Below are 19,861 nucleotides of genomic sequence, written 5' to 3' on the forward strand. Positions count from 1 at the left end.
GCTTACGCTGATGAAGGGTGATGAGATGGTCAAGTTGCTTGAACATGGACCCTATTGCAGTCTGCTCATCCTTTGAAGGAAAGGCGAATTCTCCGGCCGCCAGACCCTTTCCAGATATCTCTAGGAAGGTTGATCCAGAAGCTTTTTGTTCAGCGAACTTCTTGATTCGATCGGTCATGGAGTAGACGAAATACACATCGGTATCATCGTTCACGACTAAAGACTGGAAGCCTTGGTTTGTACATGCTGACCTGCGAAGGATCGCTGTATTGCCAATGCCCGCAGGGCTTGTAAAGAGAATTGTTTTACCAGCTGGAAGCAATGTTGCCGAGCAGCTATCGTAACCAGCCTGGGTTATCCTTCGAACACTCCTGTCGGCGTACACCTGCTCGCCTAATTCGGCGGGCGAATACCAGTCTATATCGCCATCCCAGTACGCATCGTTATTGGTGCTCGGCGTGCCGCCGCCCACAATAGTGGCGACATCTCCCAACTTACGCTGTTCCCAAGCGGTAATTTGAGCCAGCCAACTTCATCTTGGGAACAGCGTAAGTTCTCCGATCTGACCGATAGGGTTTCCATTCAGTCAAGCGATTCCGATTTGCCTCAGGTTGAATACGAGGACATCATTCCCGGTGAGGGCACGCTGAACAAAGATTTGCGCGACAAAGATGGCGGCAAAACAGGAATTAAGTTCTACGCCGGAGATGTTCTGTACGGGAAGCTTCGTCCTTATTTGATGAATTGGCTATACCCGCAGTTCAATGGTGTAGCTGTTGGTGATTTTTGGGTCCTTAGGGCTACAGAGTGTGACAGTTCATTTTTGTATCGGCTGATTCAAACGAATAGCTTCCAAAGGCTCGCAAATGTATCTTCGGGCTCTAAGATGCCTCGTGCAGATTGGAAACTGATTTCGCAATCGTTCTTCGCCGTGCCTGCCGATCACGCCGAGCAGAAAGCAATTGCGAAGAGCTTAGCCGAGCTTGACTCCCTCATCACCCTTCATCAGCGTGAGCCACAATTTACTGATATGGGTTATATGAGAGTAGAAAGGGCTCTCATAACAATGTCGATGTCCTTGTTTTCAAGCTCTTGAATGACGTGAAGATAAGTTTCCTGGGTGGTAGTCATGCTTGCATGGCCGAGCCTTCTTGATACGCTCGCTATGGATACGCCAGCAAACAAGAGAAGTGATGCATGTGTGTGGCGCAAGCCATGGACGGATATAACTGGTACCCCGACGTTTTTGCAGTGACGCGCTAGAACACTGTTTGCTGTTGAGTTATATACCTTGCCCTTAACGAATATTGGCTCAGACGGGGGGAGGTTCCTCAGTAGACCGGAGAGTTGCATGATTAGTTGCCAATCGAGCTGAACTTTCCGCACTGACGAGGCGTTTTTTGTGGGGACAAAGCCGCCGCCATTCTTGTAGTCCCAGGTTTTGTTTACGGAAAGCGTTTGATGGGCGAAATCGAAATCCTCGGGGGTAAGGCCTAGCGCCTCGGAGAAGCGCAGGCCTGTTTTGGCGACGATAAGGATGAGCCAGTCCCAACTTGGCTCGCTTGTTGACAAGTCAAGATCGCCGAGCATGGCATGGAGTTCGAACTGGTTGAGGTATTTAATCTTCTTTGCCCGCGGTTGCTTACCCTTGATGATTGCCTTTCGCGTAGGATCGCGCGGAATGAGTCCCTCGTCGACAGCGTCTAGGATCGCTCCTTTCAGCTGATGGTGAAAATCCATGGTCGTTTGCCGCTCGTGATGCTCAGCATAGCCATTTATGAGCCGCTGGTACGAGGTTCGGTCCAAATCCTTGATCCTGAGGTTAGGAACAAGCTTGGCTAGCCAAGATTGGGTGAGCCGATATTTCCCCATCGTGACTTCGCGGATGGCCCCTTCTTTATAGACGCTAACCCATTGCGAGTAGTAATCGCAAAAAAGAGAGTCTTCGGTGATGGCAATGAGCATTATTTGCCTCCTTCATCATGTGTGGCGGCTCACGCTGATGAAGGATGATGATGCCGCTCACTCGTCGATGTCGAAGCCGCCTTTCAGGATAAATCTCTTGAGAAGCGCCGCAGCCCGGGTGTTCACCTTGAATGGCGGCAGGCTCTTGCCTTCCTTCTGCTCGAAGAAAGCTTTGGCGCGGACTTTGTCAACCGAGTCTTTCAGGTCGTCGAAGCGTCCGAATTCGTTTATGTTCGATTCAGTCAAGTCAAGTGCCACCATGGCGGTGAGAAGGTCGCCATCTATGCCGAGAGCTTCGACAACGCGCTGGACCTGAGCATTTTTGGCCTTGCAGGCATATGACGTAATGTAGTCCCTCAGCGTCATGCCCTCCTCAAGGGTTGCATCGCCGCGCTCCACGTCGTGCAGAAACAGCTCCGCGAAGCGCTGGTCGTCTTGGCTCAAAGACGCAAAAGAACGGTGGAGCTCCTCGCGCGCCGCCGCGAGGCCCTCATCATCCTGTTCTAGGCACTTTAGCCATTTCTCAAAGTTCGAGTTCATGTAATCGCTGTCAATGAGGCCTGTGTCGATTTCCGTAATGTGCCCGTCCAACTCGTAGGGTGCATCGGGAGCATCGCCCGAGGTACCGCCAGAGAAGAGCTCTTTGTAGCGCTGCACGAGGACAAGATAGGTTCGCTCGTCGATGACGGGTTGGACGAGAACGGACTCGCTGAGTTGCGAGCCCTCTTTCGGTTCTTCCCTGAACTCGTAGGTATCCTGTTCCCATGTGAAGCCCTGTACCTTCGCGGCCTCAAGGAACTCGTTAAGCTCGACGAATTCCTTCGCGAACTTGCGCCTGGCCTCCTGCGATGCGGGAAGCTTCGAGAGATCTCCCACGCCAGCGGCCTCGAAAACCATGAGTATTTCCTGGAGGCGCGTATCCATCAACGCAATATTCTCCGGCAGCTTCTGGACGAACATATCGAGCGGGCGGTCTCCCGAATACAGCTTCACCGCCGCTTCGATATAGCCCTTCATAGTATGGGGTCGACGGTAATAGCGAATCGTGCCGAAAGGCTTGTCGGGCCCAAACAGGCGGTTCGTGCGGCTGAACGCCTGGATGATGCTCTCGTAGTCGATTACCTTGTCGAGATAGAGCGTGTTAAGCCATTTGGAGTCGAAGCCCGTGAGCATCTGATCAACCACGATGAGCAGGTCGATGCGGGAATCACGGTTGGTGTCGACGTTGACGTAAGGTTTCTTGTGGGACAGACGAGCCGAGATATCCTTCTTCATGGCGGGCCATGTGGGAATAGTGAATTCCTGACTGTATGCCTTGTTATAGTCTTCTATGAGCTCAACCAGAGCGTCTTCCTTTACCGTGGAGCCGGCGTTGTTGTCGACGCTCGGGTCGAAAAGAGCAGTCACCCTCATCTGCGGGGCGCGCTCCTTGAAGGCTCGGTAGTAGTCGATCGCCTCTGGGATGGAGCTCGTCGCCAGGATTGCATGGAACTTGTTGCCGTGGGAGAGCACCGGAAAGCGGCGCAGGATGTCCTCGACAACCTTTCCGTGATGCGGGGTGTCGGGCCAGTATTGGGCGCGAGTAAGGAAATCCTCGATTCCCTTGATATGGTTACCGGCGCCATCGACCATCGGCCCCATGGGAACCTTTGCCGAGTCCTTATAGTAGTAGAAAACTTTGCTCTTTCGGTCGTCGGAAATGGCTTCGGCGACGGTTGCGGCTTTCGCCTGCTCTAGGGCAACCGCTTCGCGCACGTCATAGTCATCGAACGTCGTCACCATGTAGGGGTCGAAGCCCAGCACGTTGCCGTCGCGGATGCCGTCGGCGATGCTGTATCGGTGCAGGCATTCGCCAAACACCATGGCTGTGGTCGATCCCTTCTTCTGATTCTCGTCGAGGATTGGCGTTCCCGTGAAACCGAAGAAGAGGGCATTGGAGAAGGCGCGGCGTATGTCCTGGAGCATGTCACCGAAGGTAGATCGGTGGCACTCGTCAATGATAAATACGATACGTTTGCCAGCCAGGCGGTCGAGCTCGGCTTGGGTGATCCCCGTCTCGCCGGCCTTCAAGTTGCTCATCTTTTGGATAGAGGTGACGATAAGGCGATTCTTGGGGTCGTCACTAGCGAGCTTGGACTTGAGGACCTGCGTATTCTCAGTGCCCTGCACGTCGTCGGCGTCGTCAGCGAAGGAGCGGTACTCCAAGAGCGACTGCGTGCCCAACTCGATGCGGTCCATTAGGAACACGACCTTGTCGGCATCATGGGAGTCAGCGACAAGTTGGGCCGATTTAAAGCTGGTCATGGTTTTACCGGAGCCGGTGGTGTGCCAGATATAGCCGCCGGGACGACCGGGCGTGCTGCTGTGCCGCGGCTCGTCCCATTTGCATCTGCGAACCTTATCCGAGATGGCCGCGGCGGCATAGTACTGGTAGCTACGCATGACTTTTAGGCAGCCATCCGAGCTGTCGGCCACGGTATAGAACCCAATGAGCTGATGTGCCATGGGAATGGAGAGCAGCGTCGAGGTGAAGCGCTTCCACTCGTCAGTACCGGGCTTGTCGCCCGCGCAGACGGGCTCGTTGTTGAAGTCTTCCCAGTGGAAGAAGAAGTTGGGGTTAAACGCACCCGTTCCGGGGTTGGCGAAGTACCGCGCCTCGTCAGGGGTCATTCCCACGAAGATCTGCACCAGGCGGAAGAGTCCCGTGAACACACCTTCGTGCGCGTATTTTTCAATCTGGCCGGTTGCCTGGCTTACGGGCACGCCGCTGCGCTTAAGCTCGATATGGATGACGGGCATGCCGTTGATGAGCAGGCATAGATCACCGCGACGATCGTTAAGGATTTTGCTTTTTGCGGGATAGATTGGCTGTTGGGCGATTTGGTACCGGCTTTGACCTGCAGCAATCTCTTGACGGTCGTAGATTTTCAGGCTGACTTCCTTGCCCAGGTGAAGGACGTCATCAGGGTTGTCGCGGGTGATGGCAATGGTTTTGCCGTTGATGAACCCGTTGAGCGCCAGCGGGGTCTTAAGCGTTTCGATCTGTTCGATGACCTGTGCCATTTCACCCTGCGTGAGTGGACAGCCATTCAGGCGGTCTATGCCGGCATTGTTGTTAAACAGGATCTTCGCCCAGTTGCAGATAAGGTCCTGTTCGGTAGGGTAGCAAAGAACACCTTCCGCATCGTCCCAACCGTGCTGCTTCAACACAGCGATAACCGCTTCTTCGAACGAAGCTTCTTTATCGAAAACCATGGCAAAACCTATCTGCGTAATTGCAAAAAGCGTTTTTTACTTATTTCAAACATTATAGGTCCCGCAGCCATTTCCCCGGGATTGCCCGGGCCCTCTAAATTGACTGACAGGGCTTTTTGGAGCCGCTTCTGCCGCTCCGGACACCGATCAAAGTCAATGGAGTAGCCCACCTCAATGGAATGTATAAAGCAAACGCACGTTTACGCCTAAACCCATGCGACAAATTGAGCCCCGATGACTTGAATTTGAGGTCATTCCAGGGGCGCCGTAGGCAGTCGATCTGTATGCGTTGGTTCTATCAAATTGACATTGATAGCAGCGACCGCCCCGCGCACCTCGCCCATCAGTTATAGTCGCCCCCTACCTCCCCTCCGCCTTCAGCTTCAGCAGCAGGTCACCCAGCTCGGGGCACTTCTTGGAAAGGCGCGTCTGGGTTCGCTCGCCCATCCCCCACCGCTGGCGGACTTCCTGGGCGTGCGGGCTCACGCGGTAGTCCCCGTCCATCACCTGCTTGAGCAGCTTGGCGGTCACGCGCGCATCGGCTAAGGCGCTGTGGGCGTGGCCCGTCGACTCGTCAAACTCGATGCCAAACCACATTGCCGCATCACTCAAAGAGACGCACCCGTGGCTGCCCACGTCCATAATCGAGGTATAAAACGCCTGCAGGTCGGCCCAGTCCGTAGGAAATGCGGCAAGGTCGATGTGTTTTGCCTGGCACTCGGTCAAAAGCTGTCGACGGTCCGTCCCGCTCCAGCAAACTATCTGGGCGGAGTAGCGACCGATCCAATCGCTGAGCCTTTTGATCACCACATAGAGCGGATCGGCCATCGCGGTGTCCACAGCCGATATCCCCGTAAGCTCGCGGACGGGAAACGCAACGCCTTCGGTAAATTCCGTCTGCACAAACTGCGAGAACTCGCCCATAACGTTGCCGTGGTAATCGAGCTTGACGGCGCCGACCTCGATAATCTCATTGCGCAGCCCACGGCGATGGCGCTGCTTTGGCACCGGCGCAAACTCAAAGTCCAGCACAATCTGGCGCGCAAAGTTCGTCGTATCGATAGCCGAGATACCTGGCGTCTTTTCAGCTGACACGGTTAGGGCCTTTCTCCGTCAACTGCCGCTTGGTTACATAAGCGGCTACATTGCCGTAAGGATAGGCGCCCGTGCGGACATGAAGGCGGGACGCAATGCCACGCGCGCAAGGCACACGTCATACAGTCGACCCCAAGAGAGCCGCCCGCTCTATTCAAATGCATGAAAAAGATTGAGGCCCGGTGACTTGAATCAGCGGTCATCCCGGGCCCATCAGAGCTCGTAGAGCTCTTGGTTGCTTTGGTCTCGCTCTTCACGGCGCTTATCGAACTTTCCGAGGCACTCAAGCAGCATTCGAAGCCTAACAAGTCGCTGCCATTAAGGCACTGACCTCTTGACCAAGCAACGGCGCTGCCCAGCTCTTCACTACTTGGGCTGCCGTCGACTTTATTCTATCCGCCCAATTAAACTGAGACAAGCATCGGTAAATGGACTATACCGATATCGCAGGCCCCGAATTCTGAGGCGCGCTTTTCACTCGAAGACTCAGCCGGAAACGGCATCCCGTTCTGAGCGTCGAATCCGGGACGCAGTTTCCGTTTGAGGGCCGATTCGGAAACGGCCTCCCACTCTGGAGCCGAATTCTGGGACGCAGTTTCCGGTTGAAATCCGATCAACCGCTCACATCACACGTCCTCAAACGCGCAATCCAGAGCTGCAAAATAGCAGATAAACAACCATTTTTCTAAAAAGTACACGTCCTGAAACTTACCCAGTCTTCATAACTCGGTACCGTTCACGGTCGCCGATTACCGCCCACCGATTCAAACAAGAAATATGTCGCCAAAAGCAGGTCATCTACCTGCATGGTTAGATTTTGGTCAGCTTTTGGTCAGCTGAGCGACAAGTTCCAGCTGATACGTTTTTGCTACCCAAAAGGAGGCGGTAGCTCATGACCCATTGCAATGACCAGCTCATCGACCAACTGCTCACTCAAGCCGAACAAGAGGGGCGCTGTCTGATTCCCCCGAGCACGGCGATCCGAAAAGCGCTCCTTCGGCGCACCGGCGGCACGGTTGTCTCGCCCGTGCCGGGGTTGTTTGCGCGAAAAACGCGCTGGGATGAACTCAACCGAGCGCAACGCCATTGCGAAATCCTCCGCGCCCTTGCGATCATCCACCCCGATTGGACGTTCTGCTCGTTTTCGGCCGCCTGCCTGCTGGGGCTCGAGGTCTCGTGGCGACACCTGAATGTCGTGCATGTCTGCAGCTCGACAAAGCCGTCGGCTCGCCCGGGCGCACATATTCAGCGGCACCAAATTGAGCCGGCCGGAGCAATACGCAGAGCCGGCATATCGGTAACGCCGCCCATCCAAACGGTCACAGATTGCCTGTTGCAGACCGGTTTTGCCGACGGCATGCCCATTGCCGATTCGACGATCTTAAAGCTCGGCCTTGCGCGGGAACAGCTGATGGAGGCCGTCGAGCAACGAGCGACCGCCCGCAATGGTCGCACGATTCGCACCGCCCTCACGACACTTCGATATGCCGACTCCCGCGCCGAGAGCGGTGGAGAATCAGTCGTCCGCGCCATCATGATCGAGACGGGCTTTGCGCCCGACTGGCCTCAATACGAGCTGACGGACCCCTTCGATTCGGCCAAGCCCATACGAACGGACTTTGCCTGGGAGCGCCAGGCGCGGGAGCTCACGCTGGGCGAGCTCGACGGGCTCATCAAATATACCGACCAGACCATGCTGGCCGGACGCACCACCGCCGAGGCGCTCGTTGCCGAACGACAGCGCGAGGCGCACCTATCGCTCTACGGGCACCCTCTGCTGCGCTTTACCATGAACGAGGTCCGCTCGGCAGGAATGCTCTCTAAAAAGCTGCAGACGGCAGGTATCCGGCAGACCGCGCTGCCGACATGGCTCAACGACGTGAAGCTGTAGGGACTGCTGAGCTTATGCCCGTCTGCCTGCCAAACCGGGACACACTTTCCGGTTGGCAGCACCCGCGGAAACCATGTCCCAGACTGAGTGCTCAAAACGGGATACGCTTTCCAGATGGCGTGCCTAGCGGAAACCGTGTCCCGGAATCAAGGCCTAGAACGGGACACGCTTTCCGGTTGAACGCCCAGCGGAAACTACATCCCGGAATAGACGCTCAAACTGGGCCGCAGTTTCCAAGTGAACGACAGCCGGAAAGCGCATCCCGGAATAGGCGCTCGGAATGGGATGCGCTTTCCCGGCGAAGCTCCTTGCGGAAAGCGTGTCCCAGAATGAAGACTCGGAATGGGATGCAATTTCCGCCTGAAGGCGATTCGGAAAGCGCATCCCATTCTGAGCATCGATTCCGGGTCGCAGTTTCCGGTTGAGGGCTGTTCCGGAAAGTGTGTCCCATTCCAGGCGCGGATTCCGGGATGCACTTTCCGTTTGAAGCTCCAACCGGAAAGCGCATCCCATTCTGGAGCCGAAATCTGGGACGCAGTTTCCGTATGCGGAGGTGCTTCAAACAAAAGGCCCCGGCTCGCGATGGAGCCGGGGCCAAAAGCGCAGCATATGCAGTTGATGTTGAGCGCGAACAGCTCGTCAGCAATGGCTGTCCGCGCTCTACCCTACCCGCGGTGACGGGCGCGGCTGTACGGCGTATCCACCATAGGCAGATCCGGACGCAGCTTGCCGTCAAACGCGCGGTAGGCGTTCTGTACGGCGGGCGCCGTGGGAATCGTGGCGATCTCGCCGATGCCCTTGCCGCCGAATGCCACGGGCAACAGCTCGTCCTTCTCCACGTAGATGGCGTGGATATCCGGAATCTCGGGCGCACGGAACAGCCCGAGCGTGCCGTACCTTGCCTGGGGTACGCAGTCCTTGAGCGGCCAGTCCTCGGTCAGCGCATAGCCCATACCCATGAGCACGCCGCCTTCGATCTGACCCTGGATGGAGATGGGGTTGACCACCTTGCCGGAATCGTGTGCGGCATAGACCTCGCTCACGCGGCCGTCATCATCCAGAATGACCACATGTGTGGCAAAACCGTAGCAGATGTGGCTCTTGGGGTTGGGAACATCGGCGCCCAGCTTGTCGGTCGGCTCCAGATACACGTAGCCAAACTCGCATCCCTCGAGCGCCTTGATGGTGGCCGCAGGGTCCTGAGGATGCATACCCTGGCCGGCGACGAGTTCCTGTGTGCGCAGCTGGTAGGCGCGACCGTCGTCGTACTCGATCTTGACGCCGTCGCCATGCGCGCTCACCGGAGCGGCGGGCGCAGGCTTGCCGGCCTCGATGCCAACCATGGCGTCGCGCAGCAGGAAGGCGGCACCGCGCACGGCCTCGCCGGTCACGACCGTCTGACGCGAACCAGACGTGGTGCCGGAGTCGGGAGCGTTCTCGGTGGAGCACTCGCCGTTGGCAATGCAGCGAAGCGGCAGACCGCAGGCCTCGGCAACGTCCTGCAAAAAGACCGTGTTGCAGCCCTGGCCGATGTCGGACGTGGCGGCATAGACCACGGCGCGGCCATCCTCGACGCGAATCTTGCAGCGGCCGGCATCGGGCAGACCCACGCCCACGCCGGCGTTCTTCATGGCGCAGGCAATGCCAGCGTGTCCGGGATGCGCGTAGTAGGCATCCTTGACCTCGAGCAGCGTCTCCTTAAGCGCCGTGGAACAGTCGGCAATCTGGCCGTTGGGCAAAACCTCGCCCGGCTCGATGGCGTTACGGTAGCGGATCTCCCACGGGTCCAGGCCGACCTTCTCTGCCAGCAGGTCGATAAGGCTCTCGAGCGCAAACTCGGACTGACAAACGCCAAAGCCGCGGTACGCGCCGGCGGGCGGGTTGTTGGTGTAGTAGCCAAAACCGCGGATGTCAGTGTTCTGGTACTTATAGGGGCCAACGGCATGCGTGCAGGCGCGCTCGAGCACCGGGCCGCACAGCGAAGCGTAGGCGCCGGTATCAAAGTTGATCTCGCAGTCCAGACCGGTAAAGTTGCCCTCGGCGTCGCAGCCCAGCGTAAAGGTGCCGGCCATGGCGTGGCGCTTGGGATGGAACGCGAGCGACTCGGCACGCGTGAGCTTGCACTTCACAGGACGCTGGAACTTATATGCGGCGAGCGCGGCCAGGTGCTGGACCGAAACGTCCTCCTTACCGCCAAAGCCGCCGCCCACGAGCATGGTCTCGACGACCACGCGCTCGGGCTCGTTGTCCCAGCCAAACATGTGGGCACACTCTTTGCGCGTGTCGTAGGCACCCTGGTCGGTCGACTGCACCTTGACGCCGCTCTTGTACGGGAAGGCAACGGCGCACTCGGGCTCCAAGAAGGCATGCTCGGTAAAGGGCGTGGTAAAGCGCTGCGTCACGGTAAACGCGCTCTCTGCCAGCGCCTTGGCGGCGTCGCCGCGCGTCACATGGCGGCTCTGACACACGTTGTCCTTGAGCTCCACCGTGTTGCCAAAGGCAAAGAAGCTGTCGTGCAGGCGCGGGGCGTCGGCAGCCCTGGCCTCGACAATGTTACGCACGGGCTCCAGCGGCTCGTAATCGATCCTGACGAGCTTCTTGGCCTTCTCGAGCGTCGCCTCGTCCTCGGCAACCACCAGCACGATGGCGTCGCCCACGCAGCGGGTGATATCGCCCGCCGCGATCATGACGTCCCAGTCCTGGATAAGGTGGCCGACCTGGTTGACCGGCACGTCCTCGGCGCGCAAGATGCCCACCACACCGGGCAGGGCCTCGGCCTTGGAGGTGTCAATGGAGAGCACGCGGGCGCGCGGGTACTTGGAGCGCACGGCGCTGGCATAGGTCAGGCCCGGCTGGTCAAGCTCGTCGATGTCGTCGGGATACTTGCCCTCGCCGAGCACCTTCTTGCGCACGTCGATGCGGAAGGCGCGCTTGCCCACGCCGTAGTTGTCGCCGCGCTCCAGATCCTCGTCGATCTGCTTTTCGCCGCGGAGCACCGCAGCGGCCAGCGAGATGCCCTCGATGATCTTCTTGTAGCCGGTGCAGCGGCAGATGTTGCCGCGAATGGCGTACTTGATCTGCTCCTCGGTGGGTTCGGGATCCTCGGCGATGAGCGCTGCACCCGCCATGACCATACCCGGGATGCAAAAACCGCACTGCACGGCGCCCACGGCGCCAAAGGCGTACACAAAGGCCTCGCGAACGTCCTGGGGCAGGCCCTCGACAGTCACGATGTTGCGGCCGGCGGCAAGGGCGGTGGTCAGCACGCAGGCCTTGACGGCCGCACCGTCCACATGAATGGTGCAGGTGCCGCAAGCACCCTCGGAGCAGCCGTCCTTGGCGGAATGGATGTGCAGGTCGTCGCGCAGGTAGCGCAGCAGCGGTTTGTTTTGGGTCGTCGTGTGCTCGACGCCGTTAACGGTAAAAGTGAATTCCTGTGCCATGGTGATTCCCTTCTACACGCCGGCGGCGATGCCGGTGCGGTCGTGGATGGCGCCATGCGGGCAAACGACGGCGCACATGCCGCACGACAGGCAGTCCGCACCGTCGATGTGGGCACAGTTGTCCTCGATGCGGATAGCGCCGGCAGGGCATTTTTTGGCGCACATGCCGCAACCGATGCAGCTCGTGTCGCAAATCTTGCGGGCGATGGCGCCCTTATCGGTGTTGTTGCAGCGCACCAGGATGTTCTGGTAGCCGGGAACAAAGGCAATCACGCGCTGCGGGCACACCATGCCGCACAGGCCACAGCCCGTGCACTTGGAGCGGTCCACGCGGGCGATGCCATCAATCAGTGCAATGGCGCCGTGGGGACAGGCCGTGACACAGGCGCCACAGCCAATGCAGCCTTCGCTGCAGCGGGCGTCGCCGCCTGCGGAGGCGCAACCGCTTCCGCAGGCAACGTAGGCCACGTTATGTTGAATGGATTTGGCCATAAGAGACTCGCCTATTTCTTAAGGAGATACGGATAGCTGTCGCGCACGGCCTTGATGGTCAGGCGGACGGCCTCGGGCAGACCGGTGTTGACGGCATCGACCGAGACGGTGCGGACCGTGCCGGCGACGCGGACCTTAAAGTGGTCCTCGTCCACGGCCAGGAAGCCCTCGTTCTCGGAGTTCTCCATGTCCTGATCGCTCCAGAACAGGGTGAGCTTGTCCTTGTAGGGACGACCCTCCTGGTAGGGGCAGAACACGGCGCAGTTGCCGCACTCGTTGCACATGCCGTCGACATGGACGACCTGATGCTTGGCCAGGCCCGGCACCTTAATGGCAACGTTGGCGCGGTTGGGGCACACATCGCAGCAGACCTCGCACACCGAACCGCAGCCCAGGCAGCGGGTCTTGGTGCAGTTGCGCTTGTCGCGGCACAGCAATCCCTTGCGCTCGTAGCAGGTGTCCTCGCGGCCGGCCTGCTCGTTGCAGTCGGCGTACTTGTTAAAGTCCACGCCGGCAATGGCACGGGCGACCTCGGCGGCGTCGGCGATAGCCTCGACCACGGTAGCGGGACCGCGGCGGCAGTCACCGGCAGCCCAGACGCCCTCGACGCCGGTGGAGGTGGCGGCAAGGCGGCCGCGACGGTCGTGCTCGACGCCCGCGGCGTCGTACAGGCTGGCATCGATGCCCTCGCCCACGGCGCAGATCACCGTGGTGGCGGAAAGCTCGACGGTCTCGCCCGTGGCGACGGGGCTGCGACGGCCGCTTGCATCCGGCTCGCCAAGTTCCATGACGTCGCAGGTCAGCACGGCGCCGTTGAGCGCCTTGGGCGCCAGCAGCTCGCAGAACTCAACGCCGTCGGCAAGAGCAAGATCGAGCTCTTCCTCGTCGGCGGGCATCTGCTTCTTGGTGCGGCGATACACCAGGCGCACGTTCTTCACGCCAGCAAGGCGCTTGGCCACGCGGGCCGCGTCCATGGCGGTGTTGCCGGCGCCGATGACCACGACGTCCTCGCCCAGCTCGAGCTTCTCGCCCTTCTTGGCGGCCTCGAGGAACTCCAGCACGTCGAGCTCGGCACCCTCGCCCAGGCCCGCAGAGCCGGGCATCCAGGCACCAGTGGCCACGACTACGTCGGTAAAGCCCTGGGCCTTGAGCTCGTCAATGGACTCCACGCGGGCGTTGAGCTGCACCTTGGCGCCAAAGGCCAGACAGAGCTCGGCATCGTGGGAGATATCGTCGCTCGCGATACGGAACTCGGGGATCACGTGACGGACCACGCCGCCGAGAGAGTCGCGGGCCTCGAAGATAGTGACGGGCACGCCGGCGCGCGTCAGGAAGAACGCCGTCGCCAGACCGGCCGGGCCGCCGCCGATAACGGCAACGTTGCGCTCGGCGTCGTTGGCAATGGCCTGGGCGCGCAGCTTGGGCAGCACGGCGGTCATGGCCTCGCGGGCGGCCTTGAGCTTGCTGGCGCGAATCTGGGCGCCCTCGGGCTCGTAGAATGCACGCTCGCAGGCACGGCCGCAGGGATGCGGGCAGATGGTACCGGTAATGAACGGCAGGGCGTTGCGCTCGATGATGATGTTGAGCGCGTCCTCGTAGCGGCCCTCGTCAACAGCCGCCAGGTAGGCGGGAATATCCTGCTGGATGGGGCAGCTCGTGCGGCACGGCGTGGTAAAGCAGTCGGAAAGCGGGCTCTTGCCGGCGACCTTGCGGTCGGGCAGCGGGCGCAGCGGCTTCTTGTAGAGCGGGTTGGTGAGCGAGTCGGTCTGGATCGCGGTCACGGCCTCGAGAGTGACGCCCGTGAACGGCTTGCCATCCAGGTTGGCAAACTCGCCGGCCATCTGGCTAAAGCGCTCGTAGCCACCGGGCTTGAGTACGTCGGTCGCCAGGGTGACGGGCCAAATACCGGCGTCATACAGGGCGCGGATGTTGTAGACCGTGGCGCCGCCGGAGTAGCTGATGCGCAGCTTGCCATCGAACTGCTCGGTAATGCGACGGGCGGCCTCGATGGTCAGCGAGAACAGCGAACGGCCGGACATGTACATCTCGGTGGAGGGCAGCTCGTTCCTCGTCACGTCGACGGGGAACGTGTTGGTCAGCTTGACGCCAAACTCCAGGCCGCGATCGGCGCACAGGGCAATCAGGCGCTCGAACATGGGCACGGCGTCGGCCCACTGCAGGTCCTCGCGGAAGTGCGTGTCATCAAAGACGATGTAGTCAAAGCCCAGATCGTTGAGGCGCTGGCGGGCAAACTCATAGCCCAACAGCGTGGGGTTACACTTGATGTAGGTGTTGAGGCCCTTCTCGGTGATCAGATAGGTCGCGATGCGCTCAATCTCGGCAGGCGGGCAGCCGTGCAGGGTAGACTCGGTGATGGAGTTGGAGACGCGCGCCGGGATGGACTCGACAAACGCGGCGTCGACATGCTCAAACTTGTCCAGGTTAGCGAGAGCCCAGGCACGACACTCGTTCCAGACGTCGGAGCCGCTGGCGTCCTTCATGCCCTCAATGTACGCATCGACCTTGGGGCTCTTAATGCCCTCCAGGTCATAGCCCACCGACATGTTGAAGACAAAGCCGTCCGGGCTGCCCAGACCGTACTCGCGAGCGATCAGGTGGCAGGCAAACCATGCCTTCACGTACTCGGCAAATGCCTGCGGAACCTCGAGCTCGGTCGACCACTCGCAGTTGTAGCACTCGTCCTGAGCCACGATGCAGGGCTTGTTGACGCACTTGGAGAGCTCCTCGCCGTCCATAACCTGGACGGTCTTGAGCTCAAAGAAGCGGGAACCAGCCACATAGGATGCCACGATGTTCTGGGCAAGCTGCGTATTGGGACCGGCGGCCGGGCCAAACGGAGTCTCGATGCGCTCGTCAAAAATGGGAAGCGCGCCCTCCTGGTTGGTCGTGGCCATCTTGCGCACGCCAAAGATGGCGTCCTGGGTCTTGTGCTCCTCGATGATCCAGTTCATCAGCTGCGAAAACGGGATCGGCCTCATGATGTCGCTCATAGTGAGCTCCTCTCTGTAACGCCCGGCGAGACCGCGCGGCGGGCGCAAATACGGTGTAGCGCTAGCACAGCGCCGGCGACCCCGCGGAGGCCGCCTATGCGCGCGTCGGATGCGGCGAAACATCCGACGCGCGCGAATCTCCAATTGGAATTAGTACACGCGATCGTTGAGCGTGCTCCAGAGCTTCTTGGACTCGGCCATGGTCCACGCGTTGATCTTTTCCTCATCAATCTCAACGAACTCACGATCCTTGTACAGGACGCGGCCGTTGATGATGGTAGTGCGGCAGTTTTTGCCCATCATGCCAAAGAGCATGTGGCCGTCGATATTCTCCTCGCTCAGCGGCGTAAAGGGCTTGTAGTCCATGACGATGACGTCGGCGGCAGCGCCGGGCTCAAGCACGCCGAGCTTGCGATCGAAGTACTTGCTCGCCATCTTGGCGTTGTTCTCGAACAGCATGGTCATGGCCTCGCACCAGCCCACGTTGGGCATGGCGGCGTTGTGGCGCTGAATGATCAGGAAGACCTTAAGGCTCTCGAGCATATCGTGGGTGTAGGCGTCGGTGCCCATGCACACGGGGATGCCGCGGCGGAAGAACTCGAGCACGGGGGCGCAGCCCACGGCGTTGCCCATATTGGATTCGGGGTTGTTGACGAGCCAGGTGCCGGACTCTTTGACGATGTCCATCTCGGCGGGCGTCACGTGGATGCAGTGGCCCAGCATGGTGTCGGGACCCAGCAGATTGTGCTGCAGCAGGCGCTCGACGGGGCTGATGCCACCGCGGTTGAGGCGGGAATCCCACACGTCGTTCATGCCCTCACACACATGGATGTGGAAGCCGGTCAGGCCGTTATTGGCCTCGGCCATCTTATCCATGGTCTCGTCCGAAAGCGTAAAGGTGGCATGTCCGCCAAACATGGCGGCGATCATGTGGTTGTGGTTATCGCGACGCTCCTTGGCGGCCCACTGGGCAAATTCGGCGTTCTCGGCAATGGCCTGGTCGCATTTTTCCTGGCCGCGGCGATCGGAGACCTCGTAGCACAGGCATGAACGCATGCCCAGCTCCTGAGCTGCATCCTTAATGGTAAAGAGGCTTCCCGGGATTTCGCAGAAGCTCGCATGGTGATCGAAGATCGTGGTGACGCCATCGCGTATGGAGTCCAAAATCGTGGCATAGGCGCTGGCCTTGGTGCCGTCGAGCGTCAGGTTGTCATCGATCTTCCACCACTGCTGCTCAAGATTCTCCAGAAAGTTGGTGGGGTTGCAGCCCTTAATGGCAAGGCCGCGAGCCAGACCCGAGTAGATGTGGGTGTGGCAGTTGATGAGTCCGGGCATGATGAGGTTGCCCTGGGCATCGACGTACTCGGCATCCGGGTACTTGGCCTTGAGCTCGCACTCGGGGCCCACTTCGACGATCGTATCTCCGTCAATGGCGACCGCACCGTTGGGAATGAACGGGGCCTGAGCGTTGCGGGTAAAGACGGAACCGTTAGCGACCAGAAGCATGGATGCTCCCTTCGACATCAGAGGCGGGGTTTGACACCTCTGACATGGCGGAGTGCGAAGCGCCGGCCTACACCGGAAACGGGCCCTCTCCCGTCAACGCTTCACCAAAGGGACAAACCCTTTGAAGTGCGGCTTGGCGCCGCATGACGTCGGCGGACGAGGCGATGCGTCCGCCGACGAATAGCACCGAATTGGTTACTTCTTGCTCTCGGGCAAGACCAGATCCACGGCAGCGTCCTTGGCGGCATCGATGTGCTGAGCCACGACCGGCGTCTGCGGAAGGATCAGGTTAAGGACAATGGCCATGATGGCGGTGGGGGTTACGGCATTGGAGCCGATGACGGTGGACACCCAGGCGGGCATACCCTCGCCGGCAAGGCAACCGCTGGCCATCCAGATACCCAGGCCAAAGACGACGGAGGTACCGACGATGGTGGTAGTGCGCTGCGTGAGGCCCTCGCGGGTGAACATGCGCACGCCGTTCATGGTGATGGTGCCAAAGACGCCGACGGTCGCGCCGCCGATGACGGGCTGCGGGATAGCGGAAAGGACGGCAGAAAGCTGCGGGAACAGACCGGCGATGGCAAAGACGGCCGCAATGATCACAAAGACCCACTTGTTGACGACCTTGTTGGAGCAGATGATGCCCACGTTCTGGCCAAGGGCGCTGGTGGGAAGACCGCCCAGCAGGCCGCCGACCATAGAGGTGAGGCCCTGGGACACGATAGCGCCGGAGAGCTCGCGCTCGGTGGGCATACGGTCGATGGAGCCCAGGCAGGCGGCGGAGACGTCACCGATAACCTGGATGGCAACCATGGGGAACACGACGGCGAGGGTAATGCAGACCTCGGGATCAAACTCGAGCGCGTAGGGCATGAGCTTGGGAAGGGCAAAGACTTGAGCGGTGGCGACGCTGGAGAAGTCGATCATGCCAAAGGGGATCGAAACGATCATGCCAACGATCATGCCAAAGAACACGGATCCCAGCTTGAGCGTGCCCTTGCCAAAGTTGGCGAGCGCAAAGACCACGGCGAAGGTGATAAGAGCGACGCACCAGGCCTGCGGAGTGCCCCACAGCGGCGTGCCCATACCGCCGGCCATATACTTGACGGCCGTGGGATACAGCGAAACGCCGATGGAGAAGATGACCGTACCGGTCACGACGGGCGGGAACAGCCACTTAATCTTGCTGTAGGCCAGACCAAAGAGGACCGCGACGGCGCCGCCGACGATCTCGCCGCCCAGCAGAGCACCAAAGCTAAAGCCCGAGGCACCCATGGCCTGCAGGGCCGGCAGGAACGCGAACGAAACGCCCATGACGATGGGCAGGCCGCCGCCGATGCGACGGAAGGGAGCGAAGGCCTGAAGGGCCGTATCGATCGCCGAAAGAATGAGCGCAACCTGAATGATGTCGGTGCTCTGCTGGCTATTAAAGCCGTAGACGCCGGCCATGATGACAGCCGGGGTGATGATACCGGCAAACGAAGCCAGCACGTGCTGAAGGGCACACGGGATCATTTCCTTAACGGGAGGCATGCCTTCACGAGTGAACAGGGCTTCAGTGCCGTTCTTAACCGTCTCCTGGGTCATTTGACCACCAATCCTCGAAATAGTTGTTTTCGCATCTAACGCTCTATTGTGACGCAGTGCGGGGTTGAGGTTGTGCCTTCGTTGCATATCGTATTAAAGATGATTCTCATTCTCAATAATAATTTTTTGTTATCAGACTATTCTTCAGCTGAGATAATGCATTTCCGCAGGTCAGGAAAGTGTCTGGTCAAAATAACATCTAACTTTTCTTTTGGTCAACCGTTTACCGCCAAAATCATACCGTTCGTCTGCATTACGTCATGTACCTGCGGATATACGAGATGATGGGCAGCGTGTTACCATGAGAAAAAATTGTTATGAACATTTCCGATTTCACCCAAAGGAGTTGCCCGTGAACGAGACCGTACGTCGCTTTTTGCCGATGGTCGATTTTCTGGAGCAGATACTCGGCAAAAACAGCGAAATCGTGCTGCACGATTTCTCGGATCCCGACCACGCCATCGTCGATATTCGCAACGGCATCGTGAGCGGCCGCAAGGTCGGCGGTCCCGCCACCGATCTGGCGCTCAAGATCATGCACGACGCCAAGTATCGCGACCTGCCGTTTATTACGGGCTACGAGGGGCGCGGTGCCGGCGGCAAGACGTTGGAGTCAGCGACGTACTTTATCCGCGAGAATGACGAGATCGTCGGTATGCTCTGCGTCAACACCGACCTCTCGACCGTGCGCTCCATCAACACCATGGCGCAGCAACTCATGGCATGCTTCGACGCGGCGCCGACGCGCACGGAGCCCGCCCCTATCGAGGTCGAAAGCCTTTCGGAGTCCACGCAGGAGCTCATCGACCGCAGCATTGCCGAGTTGCTGAGCGCGCGCGGGCTGGATGTAGCGTCGCTTGGTCAGAGCGACCGCGTGGACGTCATTCGCCATCTCAACGGCAACGGGGTGTTCATGCTCAAGGGCGCAGTGGCCTGCGCCGCCACCGCGCTGGGCATTTCGGAGCCCAGCGTCTACCGCTACCTGCAAAAAGTCCGCAAGGAGGGCTAAACGTGATCCCTTGGGGACGAAGGGAAACGGATCATTTTTGTCGCATCGCTTGACAAAAGACCCTGCAGCTCGCACGCGCTGCAGGGTCTTTTTGCATGTCATGTTTAGTTGTTACCAACACCTTAGAGAGCGGCGACAACCTCGATCTCGACCAGACCGCCAGCCGGAAGGGCGGCAACCTGGAAAGCGCTGCGCGCGGGGAACGGAGCCTCGAACTTGGAGGCGTAAATCTCGTTCACGGCGGCAAAGTCGGCGATGTCGGCCAGGTAGACCGTGGTCTTGACGACATCGGCAAACGTGGCGCCGGCAGCGGTCAGCAGAGCCTCGACGTTGGCGAGGGACTGCTTGGCCTGGGCCTCGACACCCTCGGGCAGCTTGCCGGTCGCGGGATCGATGCCCAGCTGGCCGGACAGGAACACCATGTTGCCAGTCTGGATACCGGGGGAATACGGGCCGATGGCTGCGGGTGCGTTATCGGAAGACACGACGGTCTTGCTCATGTTTTTCTCCTTACAAGTAAAAGGGAACGGGAGCGCGGCGTTCACACCGGGAGGCACAGTTCGGTCTGAACACCGCGCTTGATTGGGATAGTACTCAAGGTTTC

The 19,861-nt window shown here is 59.5% G+C and carries 13 protein-coding genes; 3 read left to right on the forward strand and 10 right to left on the reverse strand.

Features of this window, described 5'->3' with window-relative positions:
• On the reverse strand, positions 1–493 hold a 493-nt coding region (locus CHY22_RS03455; protein WP_210401396.1), incomplete at its 3' end, for a restriction endonuclease subunit S.
• Between the two features lie 24 nt (positions 494–517).
• Between CHY22_RS03455 and CHY22_RS03460 the strand changes: the two genes are divergently transcribed.
• Positions 518–1,096 (forward strand): restriction endonuclease subunit S, encoded by a 579-nt coding sequence (locus CHY22_RS03460; RefSeq protein WP_246824567.1) that lies wholly within the window; start codon positions 518–520, stop codon positions 1,094–1,096.
• Here the strand turns inward: CHY22_RS03460 and CHY22_RS03465 are convergent.
• From CHY22_RS03465 to CHY22_RS03475, 3 genes are all read right to left on the reverse strand, one after another.
• Entirely contained in the window at positions 1,036–1,965 is a 930-nt protein-coding gene (locus CHY22_RS03465; protein WP_089572459.1) for a site-specific integrase, read from the reverse strand. The genes CHY22_RS03460 and CHY22_RS03465 overlap by 61 nt on opposite strands.
• A gap of 57 nt (positions 1,966–2,022) precedes the next feature.
• On the reverse strand, positions 2,023–5,220 hold the full coding sequence (locus CHY22_RS03470; protein ID WP_089572460.1) for an HsdR family type I site-specific deoxyribonuclease: 3,198 nt from the start codon (positions 5,218–5,220) through the stop codon (positions 2,023–2,025).
• Between the two features lie 360 nt (positions 5,221–5,580).
• Entirely contained in the window at positions 5,581–6,315 is a 735-nt protein-coding gene (locus CHY22_RS03475; RefSeq protein ID WP_089572461.1) for a 3'-5' exonuclease, read from the reverse strand.
• Positions 6,316–7,207: 892 nt separating this feature from the next.
• Between CHY22_RS03475 and CHY22_RS09950 the strand changes: the two genes are divergently transcribed.
• The gene (locus tag CHY22_RS09950) at positions 7,208–8,206 is read left to right on the forward strand and encodes a hypothetical protein (protein WP_143759207.1); all 999 of its coding nucleotides are present in this window, start codon (positions 7,208–7,210) and stop codon (positions 8,204–8,206) included.
• A gap of 665 nt (positions 8,207–8,871) precedes the next feature.
• On the opposite strand, the gene xdh is transcribed toward CHY22_RS09950, so the two are convergent.
• The 5 genes from xdh to CHY22_RS03510 all read right to left on the reverse strand — a co-directional run bounded on the left by xdh (position 8,872) and on the right by CHY22_RS03510 (position 18,248).
• Complete coding sequence (xdh, locus tag CHY22_RS03490; RefSeq protein WP_089572464.1) at positions 8,872–11,649, reverse strand: selenium-dependent xanthine dehydrogenase; 2,778 nt, start codon at positions 11,647–11,649, stop codon at positions 8,872–8,874.
• A 12-nt stretch (positions 11,650–11,661) separates the two neighbouring features.
• Positions 11,662–12,141, reverse strand: a complete 480-nt coding sequence (locus tag CHY22_RS03495) for a 4Fe-4S binding protein (protein ID WP_089572465.1) — start codon at positions 12,139–12,141, stop codon at positions 11,662–11,664.
• 11 nt (positions 12,142–12,152) lie between these two features.
• Complete coding sequence (ygfK, locus tag CHY22_RS03500; protein ID WP_089572466.1) at positions 12,153–15,152, reverse strand: putative selenate reductase subunit YgfK; 3,000 nt, start codon at positions 15,150–15,152, stop codon at positions 12,153–12,155.
• Positions 15,153–15,302: 150 nt separating this feature from the next.
• On the reverse strand, positions 15,303–16,658 hold the full coding sequence (gene ssnA, locus CHY22_RS03505; RefSeq protein WP_089572467.1) for a putative aminohydrolase SsnA: 1,356 nt from the start codon (positions 16,656–16,658) through the stop codon (positions 15,303–15,305).
• Between the two features lie 195 nt (positions 16,659–16,853).
• Positions 16,854–18,248, reverse strand: a complete 1,395-nt coding sequence (locus tag CHY22_RS03510; protein ID WP_089572468.1) for a solute carrier family 23 protein — start codon at positions 18,246–18,248, stop codon at positions 16,854–16,856.
• A gap of 352 nt (positions 18,249–18,600) precedes the next feature.
• Here CHY22_RS03510 and CHY22_RS03515 point away from each other — a divergent pair, with 352 nt between their 5' ends.
• Complete coding sequence (locus tag CHY22_RS03515; RefSeq protein WP_022094300.1) at positions 18,601–19,257, forward strand: PAS domain-containing protein; 657 nt, start codon at positions 18,601–18,603, stop codon at positions 19,255–19,257.
• 122 nt (positions 19,258–19,379) lie between these two features.
• On the opposite strand, the gene CHY22_RS03520 is transcribed toward CHY22_RS03515, so the two are convergent.
• Complete coding sequence (locus CHY22_RS03520) at positions 19,380–19,757, reverse strand: RidA family protein (protein WP_089572469.1); 378 nt, start codon at positions 19,755–19,757, stop codon at positions 19,380–19,382.
• Between the last annotated feature and the right edge of the window lie 104 nt (positions 19,758–19,861).

The sequence above is a fragment of the Collinsella sp. TF06-26 genome, from assembly GCF_002232035.1.
Lineage (GTDB): Bacteria > Actinomycetota > Coriobacteriia > Coriobacteriales > Coriobacteriaceae > Collinsella.

Excerpts from the sequence above, each read along its gene's own strand:
- CHY22_RS03465 (WP_089572459.1), bottom strand. The coding sequence starts at position 1,965 with ATGCTCATTGCCATCACCGAAGACTCTCTTTTTTGCGATTACTACTCG.
- CHY22_RS03470 (WP_089572460.1), bottom strand. The coding sequence starts at position 5,220 with ATGGTTTTCGATAAAGAAGCTTCGTTCGAAGAAGCGGTTATCGCTGTG.
- CHY22_RS09950 (WP_143759207.1), top strand. The coding sequence starts at position 7,208 with ATGACCCATTGCAATGACCAGCTCATCGACCAACTGCTCACTCAAGCC.
- xdh (WP_089572464.1), bottom strand. The coding sequence starts at position 11,649 with ATGGCACAGGAATTCACTTTTACCGTTAACGGCGTCGAGCACACGACG.
- CHY22_RS03495 (WP_089572465.1), bottom strand. The coding sequence starts at position 12,141 with ATGGCCAAATCCATTCAACATAACGTGGCCTACGTTGCCTGCGGAAGC.
- ygfK (WP_089572466.1), bottom strand. The coding sequence starts at position 15,152 with ATGAGCGACATCATGAGGCCGATCCCGTTTTCGCAGCTGATGAACTGG.
- ssnA (WP_089572467.1), bottom strand. The coding sequence starts at position 16,658 with ATGCTTCTGGTCGCTAACGGTTCCGTCTTTACCCGCAACGCTCAGGCC.
- CHY22_RS03510 (WP_089572468.1), bottom strand. The coding sequence starts at position 18,248 with ATGACCCAGGAGACGGTTAAGAACGGCACTGAAGCCCTGTTCACTCGT.
- CHY22_RS03520 (WP_089572469.1), bottom strand. The coding sequence starts at position 19,757 with ATGAGCAAGACCGTCGTGTCTTCCGATAACGCACCCGCAGCCATCGGC.